The organism is Streptomyces sp. NPDC002276 (genome assembly GCF_053891435.1).
On the sequence record NZ_JBSFCQ010000005.1, the window covers coordinates 298,641 to 315,694 of the forward strand.

The following is a 17,054-nucleotide window of genomic DNA, read 5'->3' on the forward strand; positions in this document are numbered from 1 at the left end:
GAGGCGCCTTTCACATGGGGGGCGTACGGGTTCAGTCCTGCCGTGTCACGGCCTGGGAGAGGTAGGTGCGGCGGCCGTCGAGGGTGAGGGTGTCGCCGGTGATCTCGAAGCGGCCTGTCGTGCGGATGTCGTCGGAGGCGGCGCCGACGGACACGTCGACGGGGCCGGGCTCCAGGACGAACGCGCCGTCGAGCCCGACGTACCCGAGCTGGCTCATGCGGACGGTGAACTCGACGGTGGCGGTGGCTCCTTGGGGGAGGTGGATCCGCTGGAAGCCGACGAGTTCCTGGGCGGGCCGGGTGAGGCCGGTGGCGGTGTCGTGGAAGTACAGCTGGACGACCTCCTCGCCGTCCCGGCCACCGGTGTTGGTGACCGGCACGGACACGGTGACCGTCCCGTCGACGGGCACTTCGGCGTGGTCGAGGGTCAACTCGCCGTAGCGGAAGGCCGTATAGCCCAGTCCGTGCCCGAACGCGAACAGCGGTGTGGCGGGCAGGTCGAGGTAGCCGCGGTGCATGTCCTGGTCGGTGCGCCGGTAGCCGCTGCCGGTCTTCTGCCCGTGGTGGAGCGGGACTTGGCCGACATGCCGCGGGATGCTGTACGGCAGCCTGCCGCCCGGCTCGGCCGCGCCGGTGAGGACGTCGGCGATGGCCCGGGTGCCTTCCTGGCCGCCGTAGAACGCCCAGACGACGGCGGGCAGTTGGTCGATGACGGAGGTGATCGTGAACGGCCGCCCGGTCTGTACGACGGCGATGGCGGGGGTGCCGGTCGCGGCGACCTCCTTGACCAACTGTGCTTGTGCGGGCGGTAGTTCGAGGTCGGTGGTGTCGTGGCCCTCGCCCTCGGTGCCGTCGGGGAGCCAGCCCGCGTGGCCGCCGAGGGCCAGGATCACCACGTCGGCGTCGCGGGCGGCGGCGCTGTCCCGCGCGGCGGTGACCTCGGCGTCGGGCAGGGCCCGCCGTACGGCGTCGGCGAGGGAGAGCGTGTCGTACTCGGCGCGGATCCAGGCGTCGCCGTCCGGGACGGACGCCAACTCGGCGGCCAGGGACGGCGCCGAGGCGTCCGACACGGACTCGGTGCCCGGCATCGCGGCACCGGCGGCGGACCGCATGAGCATCTTCCGTATCGCCGGATAGGTGTAGGTGGGGAAGGCGGCCGTGACGTCGTCGGCGAGCGGGCCGACGACCGCGACCCTGCGGATGCCGGGCGACAGGGGCAGGACGGCCCCCTCGTTCTTGAGCAGGGTCACCGACTTGCGGGCCAACTCCCTTGCCAGGGCGGTGCCTTTGGTGGCGGTGCGCCGGATGACGACCGGGTCCTCGTCGACGTAGGGGTGGTCGAAGAGGCCGAGGGCGAACTTGTCGCGCAGCACGCGGCGCACGGACCGGTCCAGCAGGTCCTCGCCGATCCGGCCCGCCTTGACGGCCTCGGCGAGGGTGGGGCCGTAGCCGGCGATCTCGGGCAGCTCGACGTCGAGTCCGGCGGCCAGGGCCAGGATGCCGGCCTCCTGGTTGTCGGCGGCGACCCGCTGGCGGGAGGCGAGCCACTCGATGGTCATGTAGTCGGCGACGACGGTGCCGGTGAACCCCATGCGCTCGCGCAGCAGTTGGGTGAGGATCGCGTGGGAGGCGCCGACGGGCACGCCGTCGTACTCGGAGTAGGAGTTCATCACCGAGGCCAGGCCCGCGAGTTGGATCGCGGCCTCGAAGGGGCGGGCGTGGACCTCGTACAACTCCCGTGCTCCTACGGCGGTCGCGGCCATGTTCTGGCCGCCCTCGGTCACGGCGTAGCCCAGGAAGTGCTTCGCGGTGGCGAGGACACCCTCGCCCTGAAGAGCGCGGACGAAGGCGACGCCCAGCGCGGAGACCAGGTACGGGTCCTCGCCGTATGTCTCGTGGACACGGCCCCAGCGCGCGTCCCGGGCCACGTCGAGGACCGGAGACAGGGCCTGGCGCATGCCGATCGCCCGCATCTGCCGGCCGGTCAGGGCCGCCATCCGTCCGACCGCCTCCGGGTCCCACGTGGCGGCGAGGGCGATGCCGGTCGGGAAGACGGTGAACCCCGGCGCCATGACGCCGTTGAGCGCCTCGTTGTGGAAGACCGCGGGAATCCCGAGGCGGGTCTTCTCCACCAGGAAGCGCTGGATCTGGTTGACGGTGCGGGCCACATCGGCGGGCGGCTTCGCCCCGAAACTCGCGAGACCGGAGACCTGGCCGATCCCGAGCTCCAGCCGCGCCGACAGCCGCTCCGGAACGGCGCCACCGGGCCCGGACAGGCTAGCCCCCATCACCGAGGTCAGCTGAAGTGCCTTCTCCTCCAAGGTCATCCGGGCCAGAAGGGCATCCGCGCGCTCGGTCGAGTCGATCTCGGTCATTCGTCTCTCCTCCGTCGGACGACTCGGCTGTCTCGTGCTGGTTACTATCACGTGCTAGTGAATCGGAACACCTCAGCACGGGCCCGTCTTCGGCATCGGCGATCCCGTCGGTCATCGTGCGGACGTCATGGGACCGCGCTGGCGTGCCGCCACCCCACTAGCACGTGCAAATAGGATGAGGGGAGCAGGTCGTGGGGTGGATGGCCGGTGAGCGGCCCAGGGAGGAGTGGTGCGCGTGGCGGATCCGAAGCGGGTCACGGCGGCGGACGTGGCCCGGTCGCTGGGGCTCTCGCGGGCGACCGTGGGATTCGTCCTGAACGACACCCCCGGGCAGACGATCCCCGAGGCCACCCGCCGACGTGTGCTCGCCGAGGCGGCGCGCATGGGCTACCGCCCGCACCGGGCGGCGCAGACACTGCGGCGCGGGAGCAGCAAGGTGATCCTTTTCGTCCTGCCGGACTGGGCGACCGGTCTCACTCTCCAGCGGCACCTCGACGAGGCCGCGCTCGCCCTGGACGAGGCCGGGTACACCCTGGTCACCTGCACGCGCCACGCCGGGGGCCGGACCCGCCCCCTGTGGGAACTGCTCACCCCGGACGTCGTTCTCGGGTTCGGTCCCTTCGACGCCGGGGAGCTGGCCTCGATGCGGGACTGCGGCATCACCAGGATCGTTCCCGCCGCCGAGCGGCCGGCGATGCTGGACGACTGGCCGGCGCTCGCCTCGGGAACGGCCCTTCAGATCGAGCACCTGCGGGAGCGGGGCCATCGGCGGATCGGTTTCGCCGCCCCGATCGATCCCCGCGTCTCCGTTCTGCTCGACGCCCGGGTACGCGCGGCCCGGAGGACGGCCGCCCGGCTCGGACTCGATCCGATCGACGTCCGGCCGGTGGATCACGGCGACGGTTCCGCCGGTGAGGCCGCCCGGCGCTGGCGCGAGGAGAAGGTCACCGCCGTCGCCGCGTACAACGACGACAGTGCGGCGGCCGTGGTGGGCGCCGCGGTACGGGCGGGTGTGTCCGTCCCCGACGACCTCGCGGTGATCGGCCACGACGACACGCCGCTGGCCGCCCTCTTCGTCCCCTCCATTTCCAGCGTGCGGGTCGACGTCGTCGGTCTCGCCCGCCACTTCGCCGCCTCCGCCCTGCACGAGGCGGACGGCCGCCCGGTTCCCCCGCGAGACACCACGGCCGACTCCGTGGTGATCGCTCGTGAGTCGACGCTGGCGGGTTCCGGCGGTGGCTCGTCGGCTCCAACGGCCGTACGGTGTCGAGAAGTTGAGCCCGGTTTCCACGCCACGCGCGGCGGTGGTCCGGCGCTCTGATCACCTGGTTCCGGCTTGTGCGCGCTCGGCGGGCGTACCTCCGAGGCGTACGGTCCGACCGTTGACGTCCTGTTCCTGGGCTGCGGCTTTCAGTAGCCGATGGTGAAACGACGCTGTACGAAGCGAGGCAGCTCGGCCTCGTCGACCAGGGCCGCGGCGGCGTCCTCCGCCGAGATGCGGCTGCGGCCCTCGGAGTCCAGGACGGGCTGGTCGCCGCCGACCCTGAAACGCCCGGTGCGCTCGCCGGGGGCGATCTCCTCCGCGGGGCTGAAGTAGGTCCACAGCCGGTTCGAGGTCCGCAGGACGTCGAGGGCGTCCCGGTGACCGCGTACCGCCGCGGCGTATGCGCGGGGCAGTCCGAGTCGGTCCAGGGAGGCGTGCAGCGACTCGTCGGAATCGGCGCGCGTGACTCCCGGTTCGATCTCAAGGCTGCCGGCGCCGCCGATCACGATGAGCCGTGTCCGCGGGTGGCTTTCCAGCGCCTTCAACAGGGCCCGGGCCGCCGCCGCGTAGACGGTGGGTTCGGCCGTCGAGCGCCGTACGGTGTCCTCGAAGTCCTTTGCGGCGTTGCCAGGCTGGAATCCGCTGATCAGGACGTCGAGGCCGGGCAGGGCAGCGGCGACGCTCTTCGGATCCAGGACGTCGACGCCCGCCCAGGTGATGTTGTCCCGACGCTCGTCGCGCTGTGCCGGGGCGGCGTCACGGCTGAACGCCTTGACGCGGTGGCCGCGGCCGAGGGCCTCGGTGACGACCCGGCTGCCGATGGTCCCGGTGGCTCCGATGACTCCGATGAGCATGGCTCTCCCTTGGGCATGCGGACGTAGGACGCCACTAGAGGTGACGCCGTGCAGAAACTATACGCCGTGAAGTTTCCGTGCGTAGCTCAGTAAGTCAGCGCTGTAGAGTGCCCGTTGTGACAGTCACGGGCAGCAACGGAAGGCGCGAGCGGCTCCGAGCCGAGACCACGATCGAGATCAAGAGCGTGGCGCTGGCCCTGATGGCCGCGGGTGGGCCGGCGGCCATCACGCTGCGGGCCATCGCCCGCGAGATGGGCATGACCGCCAACGCCATCTACGGCTACTTCCCGACCCGGGACGACTTGGTCACCACGCTCATCGACGACGTGTACACGGACTTGGCCGACGCGGTGGACGCCTCGTGGGCAGCCGCCCCCGTCACGGATCCCGCTGCCCGGATCGAGGCATGGGCCAACGCCTTCCGCGCCTGGGCCACGGTGAACCCTCAGGGTTTCCGGCTCATCTACGGCGACCCCGTCCCCGGCTATCAGGCTCCCGAGGGAGGCCCCGCCCCGGACGCCGCGCGCCGCGTCTGCACCGGACTCACCGCGCTCGCGGCAGCCGCGTGGCCCCACGCCCAACACCTCTACCAGGACAGCGACTTCGAGTGGTCCGACTTCGAACCCGGGCTGCTCGACAAGGTGCGCCCCGCTTTCCCTGACCTGCCGCCGGCGGCCGTCGCCCTGGCGCTGCGCATCTGGGGGCACCTGCACGGCCTGGTGTCACTGGAGATCTACGGCCACATGCACAACCAGACCATCAGCCCGGAGAAGCTCTTCCAAGAGGAACTCGCCCAACTCATAAGGACGTTGGCCGTCCCGCGCCGGCGTTGAGGGTCGGCCGCGACACCGTCCCGACGCGCGCCGGGACGATCGCGGTCACGCCGACCGCGGGTACGACCTTCGCGGCCTTCGCCCTGAGCGGTGCCCCTTAGCCGGAGCACAGGACCAGACGAAGGCCGCTTCAGCGTTCAGCGTTCGGCGGATGCCGAGGTCAACGCCCCTGGGGCGAAGCCTGTTTCGACCTCGGGCCGTGGATCATCCGATCGATCAGGCGTTGGGGTCGAAGGTGATGCCGGAGGGCATGGCCTTGGCGAGGTGGGTCGCGAAGTTCGCGTCCTTGAGACCGAAGTTGGCGCTGCCGAAGTCGTAGGCGCTGAGCTTGTCGCGAAGACCGGCCGGGTAGCCGTTCCAGCCGACCAGGGCCGGGTACTGCCACGTGTGGTAGTAGTTCTCCGGCGGCTCGTCGTTCGTGTTCGCCAGCCGGAAGTCGTGGGTGCCCAGGCCGTCCTTCTGGTAGACGACCTTCGGGTGCGTGCCGTCCCAGAGGACGTCACTGGCCGCGTGGACGGTGAAGCTGCCGTGGTTCGAGGTGGCGACGTACTTCGCCTGGTCGTTCTGCACCCAGACCGCGACGTGCTCCCAGTCGTTGCGGTGGCCGCCGACGGTGGCCTGGTCCTTCTCGAAGTAGAGACCGTAAAGGATCACGCACCAGCCGTTGTTGCACTTTTCGCGGGAGTAACCGTTGGTGTTGTCCAGGTCCGACTTGTCGTGGCACTCGCCGCTCGGCGAACCGGACGGCTTGAGGCCGCCGTTGATGGTGCCGTCGGGTCCGATCGCGGGTGTGGGGTAGCAGCCGTCGGTGTCGTAGTCGTACGCCGGCTGCCATTTCTGTTCCAGCGCGTCCGCGTTGGCGGGGAGGGAGGTGGGCGGGGCGGCCAGGGCGCTGTTCGGCAGAGCGAGGACCAGCGCGACGGAGCTGCCGAGGATGAGCGAGGCGCGGCGAATACGCGAACTTCTCTGCACAGAGTCCTCCTGAAGGACTGCGGGGGGTGAGGGCAAGCGGTTGCTTCGTATGCCCGGGCCACTCTCATCTGCTTGATTGAGTAACTCAAGCTTTCGTGGATGTCGCGCAAGTGAAGGATCAACGAACAGGCGGGCGTGGGGAGTTGGGTGGGGAGGGGTGTGCCGCGGGGGTGTCCGGCTCGCCTTCGCTCAGGTCACCCTGCGGGTCCACCCGGCGGGCGACCGCTCGGGCTCGGGCTCGGGTAGCGGGCAGCGCTCAAGTGCCGGGCCGGCTGAAGATGACCGTGGCGGCGGCCTCCCACTCTCGGATCAGGTCGACGCCATCCGGATCACGCAGCCACTGCAACTCCAGGCCGTCCATCGTCGCCAGAATCTGCCGGGCGAGCGACTGCGGGTGGTCGGTGACGGTCTTGGCCAGCTGGACGAGACCGGCGACCGCCCTCTGGTGGCGGGCGAGGAAGTAGGCGTGCGCGGGGTGGCGCGGCTCCAACGACTCGGCCGCCAGTACGGCGTGCAGCCGGACGATCTCGGGCTGCGCCGCGTTGTGGCGCACGATGGCGGCGCACACCTGCGGCAGGTCGACCGGGTTCCGCGATGCCCGGTCCGCGGAGCCCGCCGTCAAGTCGTCGCCGGTTGTGCCGAGTTGTGCGGCCAGTCGCAGCGCGTCCTCGGTCTCGGCGTGGTCCAGGACCGATACGAGCAACCCGTCCTTCGAGCCGACGTGGTGCAGCAGGCCCTGGACGGTGAGTCCGCAGCGGTCGGCGACGTCCTGCATCGACAGACCCCAGAAGCCCCGCTCGGCGATCAGTCGTGTCGTCGCCTCCACGATCTGCCGTCGCCGCTGCGCGGCCGGCAGCCGGGTCCGGTCGCGCCGGTAAGTCGGTCCGTCCTCAGCCATGTTCACCGGGCCTTCGTATCAACACATCTCTTGTCGGCGCACATCCGATGTTGTAATTTGCAGCCTACCTTGTACCTCATAGGTACTCAGTAACGACGGGAGTGAGTCGATGCACCAGTCCCCTCAGTCAGCCGCGCTGCCCGGAGCGATCCGCCAGATCGGATATGTCGTCCGCGATCTCGACAAGGCGATGGAGAGCTGGATCGCCTTGGGGGTCGGTCCCTGGCACGTGATGCGCGGACTGCCTCTGGACGCGCTCCACCGCGGTCAGCCCGTCAAGGCCAATGTGACCCTCGCCGTGTCCAACTCCGGTGACGTACAGATCGAGTTGATTCACCAGGAGGACGACACACCCAGCGTCTACACGGAGTTCCTGGCGTCCGGGCAGGAGGGATACCAGCAGATCGCCTGGTGGGTGGACGACCTCGATACGGCGGTCGAGGCCACCGTCGCGGCCACCGGCTGGCCGATCGTGTGGTCCAGCGACGACGCTACCAGCCCGATCCGGTATGTGTACCTCGAATCGCCCACGGGTCCGGCGCCGGTCGTCGAGATCATGGAGCGCTCGGCCGCCTCGGACGGCTTCGCCGAGATGGTGCGTGCCGCCTCGGCCGACTGGGACGGCAGCCGGCCGGTCCGCACCCTGGGCCCCGACGGCAAGTTCTGACATCACCGCGGCACCGAAATCACCCCTCGGAGGAACGAAGCATGCCTGAAACCCGCCAGTCCAGCGAGGTCCGCTGGGCGATCGTCGGCACCGGCGACATCTCCCGACAGGTCGCCTCGGACTTCGCGGCCGTCACCGGAGCCGGGCGGGCGGCGGTCCTGTCCCGCTCCCTCGAACGGGCTCGCGCGTTCGCCGACGAGTTCGGCTTCGCGCAGGCCTACGACGACCTCGACGCCCTGGTGGCCGACCCGGAGGTCGACGCGCTCTACCTCGCGACACCGCACGCGCTCCATGCCCCGATGGCGCTGCGGGCCATCGAGGCCGGCAAGCACGTCCTGGTCGAGAAGCCGCTCGGGGTGAACGGGACCGAGGCCCGGAAGATCGCCGAGGCGGCGCGACAGCGCGGTGTGTTCGCGATGGAAGCGATGTGGATGAAGTTCAATCCGAGCTTCCGGGCCTTCGCGGACGAGGCGCGATCCGGCCGCATCGGCGAGATCCGTTCGGTGCGCGGGTATTTCGGGATTCCGTTCGCGGCGCCTGATTCCCCCCGGTGGACGGTCGAGCGCGCCAGCAGCACCCTGCTCGACCAGGGGATCTACCCCGTCACACTGGCACTCGAACTGCTCGGCACGCCCAGCGGGATCACCGCCGAGGGCCGTGTCCGCGAGGACGGCGTCGACCTGACGGAGTACGTGACGCTGCGGTACGACGGGGGCGAGATCGCGCATCTGGCCGCGTCCATGGTGCAGTTCATCGAGCCGTCGGCCTCGGTGAGCGGCACCCGCGGATGGATGACGATCCCCGCGCCGTTCTGGGCGTCCACCCAGTACGCCACCCACGCCGTGGGCGACGGGCTGTCCGGCGAACTCTTCTCGTCACCCAAGATGTCGCGATTCGACCGCGAGGGCCACGGCTACGTGCCCATGCTGCGCGCCGTGACGGAGGCGATCCTCCGTGGCGACACGGAGCACGAGTGGCACCCGCTCGGAGCCTCCATCGCGGTCTTCGACGTGCTCGACGGCATTCGGTCCGCGCTCGCGCCCTCCGTGACGCCGAGCGGCTGATCCGACGGGTGACGGGTCTGCCGCGGGCATCGGCGTATGAAGGTGTGCGTGCGGCTCACCACATCCGTAACCGGTTGCGGACAAAACCGCCTAGCCCTCGCTCCGGGAGGGTGGGACGGGCGCCGTCTCGCCGCAACCGACGGACGGGCCGGGGGCGGCGAGGTCGAGGAGCGTCATCCTGTCGTGGTCCGGGCTGCCGGGCGGCGCCATGTAGACGACGAGGCGCTGGCCTTGAGCGCGGTTGAGGGACAGCCCTTCGTGCGAGAGCGTCATCGTGCCGACCTCCGGGTGCCGGAGCGTCTTCTCGCCGTCGCCGATCGTGTGCACCTCGTACCGCTCCCAGAGCCGGTTGAAGTCGGGGCTCTTGACGATCAACTCGCCTACGAGCGCGGCGAGATCAGGGGCATCCGGATCGGTGCCCGCGATCGCCCGCAACTGGGCGACGCACCCCTTGGCCTTCCGTTCCCAGTCCACCCACAGCTCGCGGGCCGCTGGGTGCAGGAAGGTGTACCGGACGGTGTTCCGCTGCCGCTCCGGCCAGTCGGCGATGCCGTGGAGCAGCCGCAGCCCGCCGGGATTGGCCGCCAGCAGGTCGTTGGTGCGGCTCACGACGTATGCCGGGTTGGGCCGGAGCGTCTCCAGAAGCTGTGTGACGGTCGGACGTATTCGCCGTGACGGCAGGGTTCGGGGCTCGGGCGCACGCCGTGCCGCCCGTGCCGCCAGCTCGTGCAGGAAGCCGTTCTCCTCCTGGTCGAGGCGGAGCGCGTCGGCCAGCGCCTCGACCACGGAGGGGCTCGGACGGGTCTCCTTGCCGCGTTCCAGACGTATGTAGTAGTCGATGCTCACACCGGCCAGCGCCGCCAGCTCCTCCCGGCGCAGACCCGGCGTACGGCGCGTGCCGGTTCCGGCGGGCAGGCCGACGTCCGCCGGGCGTATGTCGGCACGGCGAGCCCGCAGAAATTTCCCGAACTCGGTCATGTCGTCATTCTGCCAGCGCGAGATCAGGTATCCGGCCCGGAGCCTGGCCCTGTCGCACCCACCTGTGGCGCACCCCGGAAGATCACGGTCTGCCTCGCCCGCGCGAGCCTCAGCACTCTGGACGGATGACCACTCTTGAACCGGCCCGCGCGTCACAGGATGCCCGGCGACGCGCGGCCGCACCGAAGCTGATCCTGGCGACCACGTTCATGGGCATCTTTCTGCTCAACCTCAACACCATGGCGATGAACGTGGCGCTGCCCGGGATCGGGCGGACCTTCGGCGGCAGCACGGCGGGACTTCAATGGATCGTGGACGCCTACACGTTGATGTTCGCCGCGCTCCTGCTGTCCGCGGGCACGCTCTCCGACCGCATCGGGGCGAGCCGCGCGTTCGGCGCCGGCGTCGCGGTCTTCACGGTCGCCTCGGCGGCCTGCGGACTGGCGCCGGGGCTGGGCGAGTTGATCGCCGCCCGCCTGATCCAGGGGGGCGCGGCGGCGATCATGCTGCCCTCCTCGCTGGCCCTCGTCCGGCAGGCCTTCCCGGACGCGGCCGAACGTGCACGGGCCATCGCGCTGTGGACCGTCGGCGGAGCCGTCGCGGTCGCCGCCGGCCCGGTGGCCGGCGGGGTGCTGTCCAGCACGCTGAGCTGGCGGGCGATCTTCGTCGTCAACCTGCCCGTCGGCATCGCCACCCTCGCGGTGTTGACCCGCGCGGAGCGCTCGCCGCGCCGGGCCGCGCCGCTCGATCCGTACGGCCAGCTCACGGCGATCGTCGCGCTCGCGGCGCTCACCTTCGCGGTGATCGACGGAGGGGAGAACGGCTTCGGCGAGCCCGTGGTGCTGGGCTGCCTGGGGCTCGCCGCGGTGGCGACGGCCGCGTTCATCATGATCGAGGCACGTACCGCGGCGCCGTTGGTCCCGCTCGACCTCTTCCGTTCGCGCGCGGTGACGGTTTCGGTCGCGATCGGCTTCGTCGGCAATGCCGCGTTCTACGGGCTGGTGTTCGTGCTGAGCCTGTTCTTCCAGGACGTTCTGAACCTGTCCGCCATGGCCGCGGGGCTGATGTTCCTACCGATGATGGCCGTGATCGCCGGAGCCAACCTGGCCTCGGCCAGGGCCGCGGCACGCTTCGGGCCGCGGATGCCGATCGCCACGGGACAGGCGATCCTCGCGCTGGCGATGCTCGGCCTGCTCTGGATCGACGAGGGCACCAGCAGACCGGTGATCGCGGCGATGCTCATCCCGGTCGGCGTCGGCCTGGGCTTCTTCGTGCCTTCCCTGACCGCCGTCCTGCTGAACGACATCGCCGCGGATCGGGCCGGTATGGCCGCCGGGATCCTGAACTCCTTCCGGCAGACGGGCGGCGCGCTCGCCGTGGCCGTCTTCGGAGCCTTGGTCGCGGACCGGGGTGAGTTCATTGCGGGTCTGCGGGTCGCCCTGTGCGTCGCGGCCGTGATGCTGATGGCCACCACGGCCGCGGCCCTCATGCTGCCGCGCGGCCCGGTGACGAACTCGACCTGAGGGAACCGGGAGCACACCTGACAGTCGCTGCGCCGCTCCTCACGGGGAGGGTCATGACTACCGGTGCGCCGTATAGACGGTCGCGGTCATCGGCGCGGTGATGCGGCCGGTGCCGAGCCGGTCCGTCATCTTCCGTGTGACGGCGGCCTGGAGGGACCGCGCGTCGTCGCGGTCCTGCACGGCGGCGCTCACCGGTGTGCCGGTGAGGAACCCGGTGGCGACGGAGGCCGCGGACTCCGCCACGCCTTCCAGCGTGACCTCCTCGGCAGTGGCCAGGGTCAGTCCGGCGGCCGTGAGGTCCGCGGTGACCACGGCCGGGTCGGCGTAGCCGTGGGGCACGTCCTTCAGGAACTGGGGTGCTCCGTCGGGCATGGACTGTTCCAGGGCGGCCTGGAAGGCGGCCCCGAATCCGTGCGAGGCCAGCGGGCCCCAGCTGTTGAACAGGAACCGCCCCCGCGGCGCCAGGACCCGGCGCACCTCGGCGTAGGCGGCGGGCCTGTCGGGGAAGAACATCACCCCGAACTGGCAGATGACGAGGTCGAAGCTGCCGTCCAGGAAGGGCAGGTCCTGGGCGTCCGCCTTGCGCCAGTGCGCGCGCGGTTCCCGTGCCGAACCCGCGATGACCATCGCCTCGTTGAGGTCGGTCGCCACCACCGAGGCCGTGGGCGCCGCGGTGAGCAGGGCCGAGGTCAACGCCCCGGTTCCGGCGGCGAGTTCCAGGACCGTGCGGGGCCGCAGCGCTGCCGCCCTGGCGGCCAGGTCGAGGGCGAAGGGCCGGAAGAAGACCGGCACCAGGTGACGTTCGTAGGCCTCGGGCATGGACCGTGTCCACCGCCGGTTCGCATCGTCTGTGCTCACCCGGCAGACACTAGCCCCGCGGGAACCCCGAGGCGGACGGCCACGGCCGCGGGGCCGTGACCTCTTCGAGTGACAGCGTTCCGTTCGGCACCTCGCCTCGTCCGCGGTGCGCGACTCTCGACCCGTGTGCGATCGACGTGAGTGCCGTGCGCGAACGACCGTGGCCCGGCCCGGCACCCGAGGGGCCGGGCCGGGCCGCCGTTCAGAGGCTCCAGCTCTGGCTCTTCGCTCCGTTGCAGCTCCAGGTCACCAGGAGCTGGCCGTTGCCGGACCGGCCCGCCAGGATGTCGAGGCACTTTCCGTTCATCCGGCTGCGCAGCTCGCCGCCGTTCCAGTACCACCGCTGGTTGCTGCCGCCGTTGCAGTCCCAGAGGTTCACCGATGCCTGGTCACCGGGGTTGGAACCGTAGATCTCCAGGCACTTGCCGTTCATGCTCGAACGGATCTGCTCGCCGTCCCAGAACCACTGCTGGTTGGTGTTGCCGGTGCAGTCCCACGTCACGGTGGAGGCGCCGTTCTCGTTGTGGAACATGAAGATGTCGGCGCACCTCCCGTCCAGGTTGGACGTGAGCATGGGTGCCGAGGCGTGGGCCGCCGGGGCCGTCACGGCACCGCCGATCGCGAGTCCGATAGCCGCCAGGAACGGCACCAGTCGTTTCGTGGCCTTCATGTTGTCCCTCCGCATGGTCGTTGCGCGGTTGCGCTGATCCATGGCTATCCGCCGCGCGTTGTCCGGCGCCGGGCTGTCGACGCCGGACATCAACGGCCGGACAACCGGGGCCCGTCGGCGCCCCGGAAGTGCTCGGGAAGGGAACGGCATGCCACGCGCCGAACGGCCGCTTGACCTGGACGGCGGTCCACTGACGTGCTTCGCGGCCGACCTGCGGAGACTGCGCGAGAAGGCGGGCGGACCGCCGTACCGGACGATGGCCAAGCAGGCGCACTACTCGTCCACGACGCTGTCGGACGCGGCCGGCGGACGCACGTTCCCGAGCCTGGGCGTCACGCTCGCCTATGTCGAGGCGTGTCAGGGCGAGCGCCGTGCGTGGGAGTCCCGCTGGCATGCCGTCGCCGCCGAACTCGCCGCGAGCGCGAAGGGCGGCGAGCCCCGCGAGGACCGCGGACAGGGCACGCCGTACGTCGGGCTGTCCGCGTTCCAACCGGAGGACGCCGACCGGTTCTTCGGGCGTGAGCGGCTGACCGACGAGGTCCTCGCGCGCGTGCGCGACCGCCGGTTCCTCACGGTCTTCGGGCCGTCCGGATCGGGGAAGTCCTCGCTGCTGCGGGCGGGACTCGTCGCCCGCGCGCGGGCATCGGGCCGACCGGTGCTGCTCCTCACGCCGGGCCCCCACCCCCTGGAGGAGTGCGCCGTCCGCCTGGCCGCGCTGACGGGCGAGACACCCGGCGCGCTCGTCACCGAACTGCGCGACGACCCCGAGGCGCTGCACCTGCGCATCCGGCAGGCCACCGTCGACCGCGCACCGGACACCGACATCCTGATCGTGGCCGACCAGTTCGAGGAGGTCTTCACCCTCTGCCGGGACCGGGCCGAACGCGACGCGTTCATCGCCCTGTTGACCACCGCCACCACCGCGCCGACCAGCCGGACCCGAGTGGTGCTCGGCGTACGCGCCGACTTCTACGGCCACTGCGTCCAGGATCCCCGGCTGGTCGAGGCGATGCGCGACGCGCAGCTCGCCGTGGGCCCGATGAGCGGCCAGGAGCTGCGCGAGGCCATCACCCGGCCCGCCCGGCTCGTCGGCTGCACGGTGACCGGCCCGCTGCTCGCGGCCGTCGTCGCGGACGCGACCGGTCAGCCGGGCGCGCTGCCCCTGGTCTCGCACGCGATGGTGGAGACCTGGCGCCGCCGCAGCGGCAGCCGCCTCACCCTCGACGGATACCTCGCGGCCGGTGGCATCCAGCACGCGCTCGCGCAGACCGCCGAGACCGCCTACCGGGCGCTGTCGCCGCCGCGCCAGGACCTCGCCCGATCCCTGTTCCTCCGGCTGACCGCGCTGGGCGACGGCACCGAGGACACTCGACGCCGTATCACCCCGGACGAACTGGACCCCGGCCCCGACACCGCGTTCGTGCTCGAATCCCTCGCCGGGCAACGGCTGGTGACCCTGGACGAGCGGTATGTCGAGATCACCCACGAGGCGATCATCCGATGCTGGCCGCGACTGCGCGGCTGGCTGGCCGAGGACCGGGAACGGCTGCTCCTGCACCGCCAACTCACCGAGGCGACCGCCGGCTGGGAGGCGCACGGCCGCGACCCGCACGCCCTGTGGAGAGGGGCCCGCCTGTCCGCCGCCCTGGACCTGGCCGCCACGGACGCCGCCCGACTGACGCGCAGGGAACGGAGTTTCCTCGACGCGAGCGGCGAAGCGCAGGCCGGCGAGCTGGCGGCGGTCAGACGGTGGACGGTCCGGCTGCGCCAACTGGTCGCGCTGCTCGCCGTGTTGGCGCTCACCGCGGTCACCACCGGTGTGCTGGCGGTCGGTTCACGCGACTCGGCCGTACGGCAGCGCAATGTGGCCGTCGCCCGCAAGGTCGCCACGGACGCGGCCGAGCTGCGGCAGCAGAACCCCGCGCTGGCCGCGCAGTTGAACCTGGCCGCGTACCGGCTGGCCCCCACGGCAGACGTCCGCGACCAGCTCATGAACACCTTCGCCACGCCGTACACGAGCCGCCTCACCGGCCACACCTCCGACGTGGTCTCCACCGCCTTCGCGCCCCGGAACTCGCTGCTGGCCACCGCGAGTTGGGACCGCACGGTCCGGCTGTGGGACGTGCGCGACACCCACCGTCCGGTCCGCCTCGCGGTCCTGCGCCAGCCCTGGCGGATGCTGTCGGTCGCGTTCGGGCGGGGCGGTCGCGTCCTGGCCACCGCGGGCGACGGGTCGGTACGGCTGTGGGACGTGACGGACCGGCGGGCGCCCGCCCCGCTGAGCACCCTGCCGGACCAGCCGGCCTCGCCGATGTGGGTGGCGTTCCGGCCCGCTGGCGATGTCCTCGCCACCGGCCACACCGACGGCGTGACCCGCCTCTGGAACGTACGGGACCCCCGGCGTCCCCGCTGGCTGGCCACCCTCACCGGCCACACCGGCGCGGTCACCTCGGCGGCCTTCAGCCCGGACGGGCACACGCTGGTGACCACCGGCGACACCACGGCCAGGCTGTGGGACGTCACCGATCCCGCCGCTCCGCGCCCACTCGACGTGCTGCGCGGCCACACCGACACCGTGACCTCGGCGGCGTTCAGCCCGGACGGCCGGACTGTGGCGACCGGCAGCTGGGACCACACCGCACGGGTCTGGCCCCTCGGCGACGGCGGTCCCCGGACGCGGCCACCGACCGTCCTGCGCGGCCATACCGCGATCGTCTGGTCGGTGGCGTTCGGCCCCGACGGACGCACCCTCGTCTCGGTCGGCGGATCCACCCTGTTCTGGGACCTCACCGAACCGGCCCGTCCCCAGCGCGTCAGCGCGATTCCCGGTGGGGCCTACCAGGCCGTGTTCAGCCCGGACGGCCGCGTGCTCGCCGACGCCGACCGACTCCTGGACCTGCGCGATCTGTCGCTCGCGACCCACGACGACGTCGTCACCTCCCTCGCGTTCGCCCCCGGCGGCCGTGTGCTCGCCAGCGCGAGCTGGGACGGCACCGCACGGCTGTGGCGGGTCACCGGCGGCCGGGCCCTGTGGCCGCTGGCGGTCCTGCGCGGACACACCGGATTCGTCCGGTCGGTGGCCTTCAGCCCGGACGGGCGCACCCTCGTCACCGCGAGCGAGGACACCACCGTCCGCGTCTGGGACGTGACCGACCCGCGCAGACCCCGGCTCGGATCGGCCGTCCCCTGCGGCGCGGGCGAGGTCGCCGGGGCGGCCTTCGGACCCTCCGGCCACCTGCTGGTCGTATGGGCGCAGCACGGAGCCGCACTGTGGGACCTGACCGACCCCGGCCGCCCCCGACCCCTGAGCCGCTTCGCCGAGGGCGGACCGGATGTCACGATGGTGTCGTTCCGGCCGGACGGCCGCACGCTGGTGACGAGCACGGGCACCACCGGCTCCCTGCGGTTCTGGGACATCGGCGAGCCGCGCAACCCCCGCGAACTCCCTTCCCCACTACGGTCCGAGCCGCTCACCGACGGCGTGTTCAGCCCCGACGACCGGACCCTGGCCGCGATCCACCGGCCGGACCGGACGGTCTGGCTGATCGACATCGGCGACCCCGCCCACTCACCGAAGGTGAAGCGGCTACGGGCGTACGGCTCCTGGCTCTACGCGCTGGCCTTCTCCCCGGACGGCCGCCGACTGGTCGCCGGGGCCGCCGACGCCAAGGCCCTGCTGTGGCACGTAGGCGGTACGACCGCTCCCGTCGTCCTCGGCGGCCATACGAACCCGGTACCGGCCGTGGCGTTCGGCCCGCACGGCGACACCCTGGCCACCGGCGGCAACGACTTCACGATCCGGCTGTGGAACACCGACCCGGACAGCGTCGCCGCCCGCGTCTGCGCCACCGCGTACCCACGGGTCACCAGAGCCGAATGGGCGAGGTACTTCACGACGACGGACTTCGAACCACCCTGTCCCACCACATGACTTCACGCCGTAGGTCCATACCAGACGCGTCAAGTACTGCATGAATGAGCCGAGTTGAGATGTGCCATGCGGTCGGATCCTGAACGGAATACCGCACCGATGCCCGGAGTCACCCCGAACTCCCGTCAGTTCGGCTTCAGTTGTTGACGTCGGGCAGCGGCGCGGTTA

At 71.3% G+C, this 17,054-nt stretch carries 13 protein-coding genes; 6 read left to right on the top strand and 7 right to left on the bottom strand.

Annotated features, from left to right (window positions below):
• Positions 1-31 precede the first annotated feature (31 nt).
• Positions 32-2,374: a beta-glucosidase gene (locus ACWIHT_RS15970; protein WP_456168516.1), complete on the bottom strand. Its 2,343-nt coding sequence runs from the start codon at positions 2,372-2,374 to the stop codon at positions 32-34.
• Between the two features lie 235 nt (positions 2,375-2,609).
• Between ACWIHT_RS15970 and ACWIHT_RS15975 the strand changes: the two genes are divergently transcribed.
• Positions 2,610-3,695 (top strand): LacI family DNA-binding transcriptional regulator, encoded by a 1,086-nt coding sequence (locus ACWIHT_RS15975; RefSeq protein ID WP_456168518.1) that lies wholly within the window; start codon positions 2,610-2,612, stop codon positions 3,693-3,695.
• An 89-nt stretch (positions 3,696-3,784) separates the two neighbouring features.
• Here the strand turns inward: ACWIHT_RS15975 and ACWIHT_RS15980 are convergent, their stop codons facing one another.
• Positions 3,785-4,492, bottom strand: a complete 708-nt coding sequence (locus ACWIHT_RS15980; protein ID WP_456168520.1) for an NAD(P)-dependent oxidoreductase — start codon at positions 4,490-4,492, stop codon at positions 3,785-3,787.
• A gap of 116 nt (positions 4,493-4,608) precedes the next feature.
• Here ACWIHT_RS15980 and ACWIHT_RS15985 point away from each other — a divergent pair, with 116 nt between their 5' ends.
• Positions 4,609-5,325, top strand: a complete 717-nt coding sequence (locus tag ACWIHT_RS15985; RefSeq protein ID WP_456168522.1) for a TetR/AcrR family transcriptional regulator — start codon at positions 4,609-4,611, stop codon at positions 5,323-5,325.
• Positions 5,326-5,541: 216 nt separating this feature from the next.
• Here ACWIHT_RS15985 and ACWIHT_RS15990 read toward each other — a convergent pair whose 3' ends face one another.
• The gene (locus tag ACWIHT_RS15990) at positions 5,542-6,297 is read right to left on the bottom strand and encodes an NPP1 family protein (protein WP_456168524.1); all 756 of its coding nucleotides are present in this window, start codon (positions 6,295-6,297) and stop codon (positions 5,542-5,544) included.
• A 256-nt stretch (positions 6,298-6,553) separates the two neighbouring features.
• Complete coding sequence (locus ACWIHT_RS15995) at positions 6,554-7,195, bottom strand: TetR/AcrR family transcriptional regulator (protein WP_456168526.1); 642 nt, start codon at positions 7,193-7,195, stop codon at positions 6,554-6,556.
• A 109-nt stretch (positions 7,196-7,304) separates the two neighbouring features.
• On the opposite strand from ACWIHT_RS15995, the gene ACWIHT_RS16000 reads away from it, so the two are divergent.
• A complete protein-coding gene (locus ACWIHT_RS16000) occupies positions 7,305-7,862 on the top strand; it encodes a VOC family protein (RefSeq protein ID WP_456168528.1) in 558 nt (185 codons plus the stop codon).
• 41 nt (positions 7,863-7,903) lie between these two features.
• Positions 7,904-8,926, top strand: a complete 1,023-nt coding sequence (locus ACWIHT_RS16005) for a Gfo/Idh/MocA family protein (RefSeq protein ID WP_456168530.1) — start codon at positions 7,904-7,906, stop codon at positions 8,924-8,926.
• A 90-nt stretch (positions 8,927-9,016) separates the two neighbouring features.
• On the opposite strand, the gene ACWIHT_RS16010 is transcribed toward ACWIHT_RS16005, so the two are convergent.
• On the bottom strand, positions 9,017-9,904 hold the full coding sequence (locus ACWIHT_RS16010) for a helix-turn-helix transcriptional regulator (RefSeq protein ID WP_456168532.1): 888 nt from the start codon (positions 9,902-9,904) through the stop codon (positions 9,017-9,019).
• A 125-nt stretch (positions 9,905-10,029) separates the two neighbouring features.
• Between ACWIHT_RS16010 and ACWIHT_RS16015 the strand changes: the two genes are divergently transcribed.
• Positions 10,030-11,427, top strand: a complete 1,398-nt coding sequence (locus tag ACWIHT_RS16015) for an MFS transporter (protein WP_456168534.1) — start codon at positions 10,030-10,032, stop codon at positions 11,425-11,427.
• Positions 11,428-11,484: 57 nt separating this feature from the next.
• On the opposite strand, the gene ACWIHT_RS16020 is transcribed toward ACWIHT_RS16015, so the two are convergent.
• On the bottom strand, positions 11,485-12,246 hold the full coding sequence (locus tag ACWIHT_RS16020) for a class I SAM-dependent methyltransferase (protein ID WP_456168841.1): 762 nt from the start codon (positions 12,244-12,246) through the stop codon (positions 11,485-11,487).
• A gap of 241 nt (positions 12,247-12,487) precedes the next feature.
• On the bottom strand, positions 12,488-12,955 hold the full coding sequence (locus tag ACWIHT_RS16025; RefSeq protein WP_456168536.1) for an RICIN domain-containing protein: 468 nt from the start codon (positions 12,953-12,955) through the stop codon (positions 12,488-12,490).
• Between the two features lie 148 nt (positions 12,956-13,103).
• On the opposite strand from ACWIHT_RS16025, the gene ACWIHT_RS16030 reads away from it, so the two are divergent.
• Positions 13,104-16,886 carry an nSTAND1 domain-containing NTPase gene (locus ACWIHT_RS16030; protein WP_456168538.1) on the top strand — a complete coding sequence of 1,261 codons (3,783 nt, stop codon included), beginning with the start codon at positions 13,104-13,106 and terminating at the stop codon, positions 16,884-16,886.
• Positions 16,887-17,054: the final 168 nt, after the last annotated feature.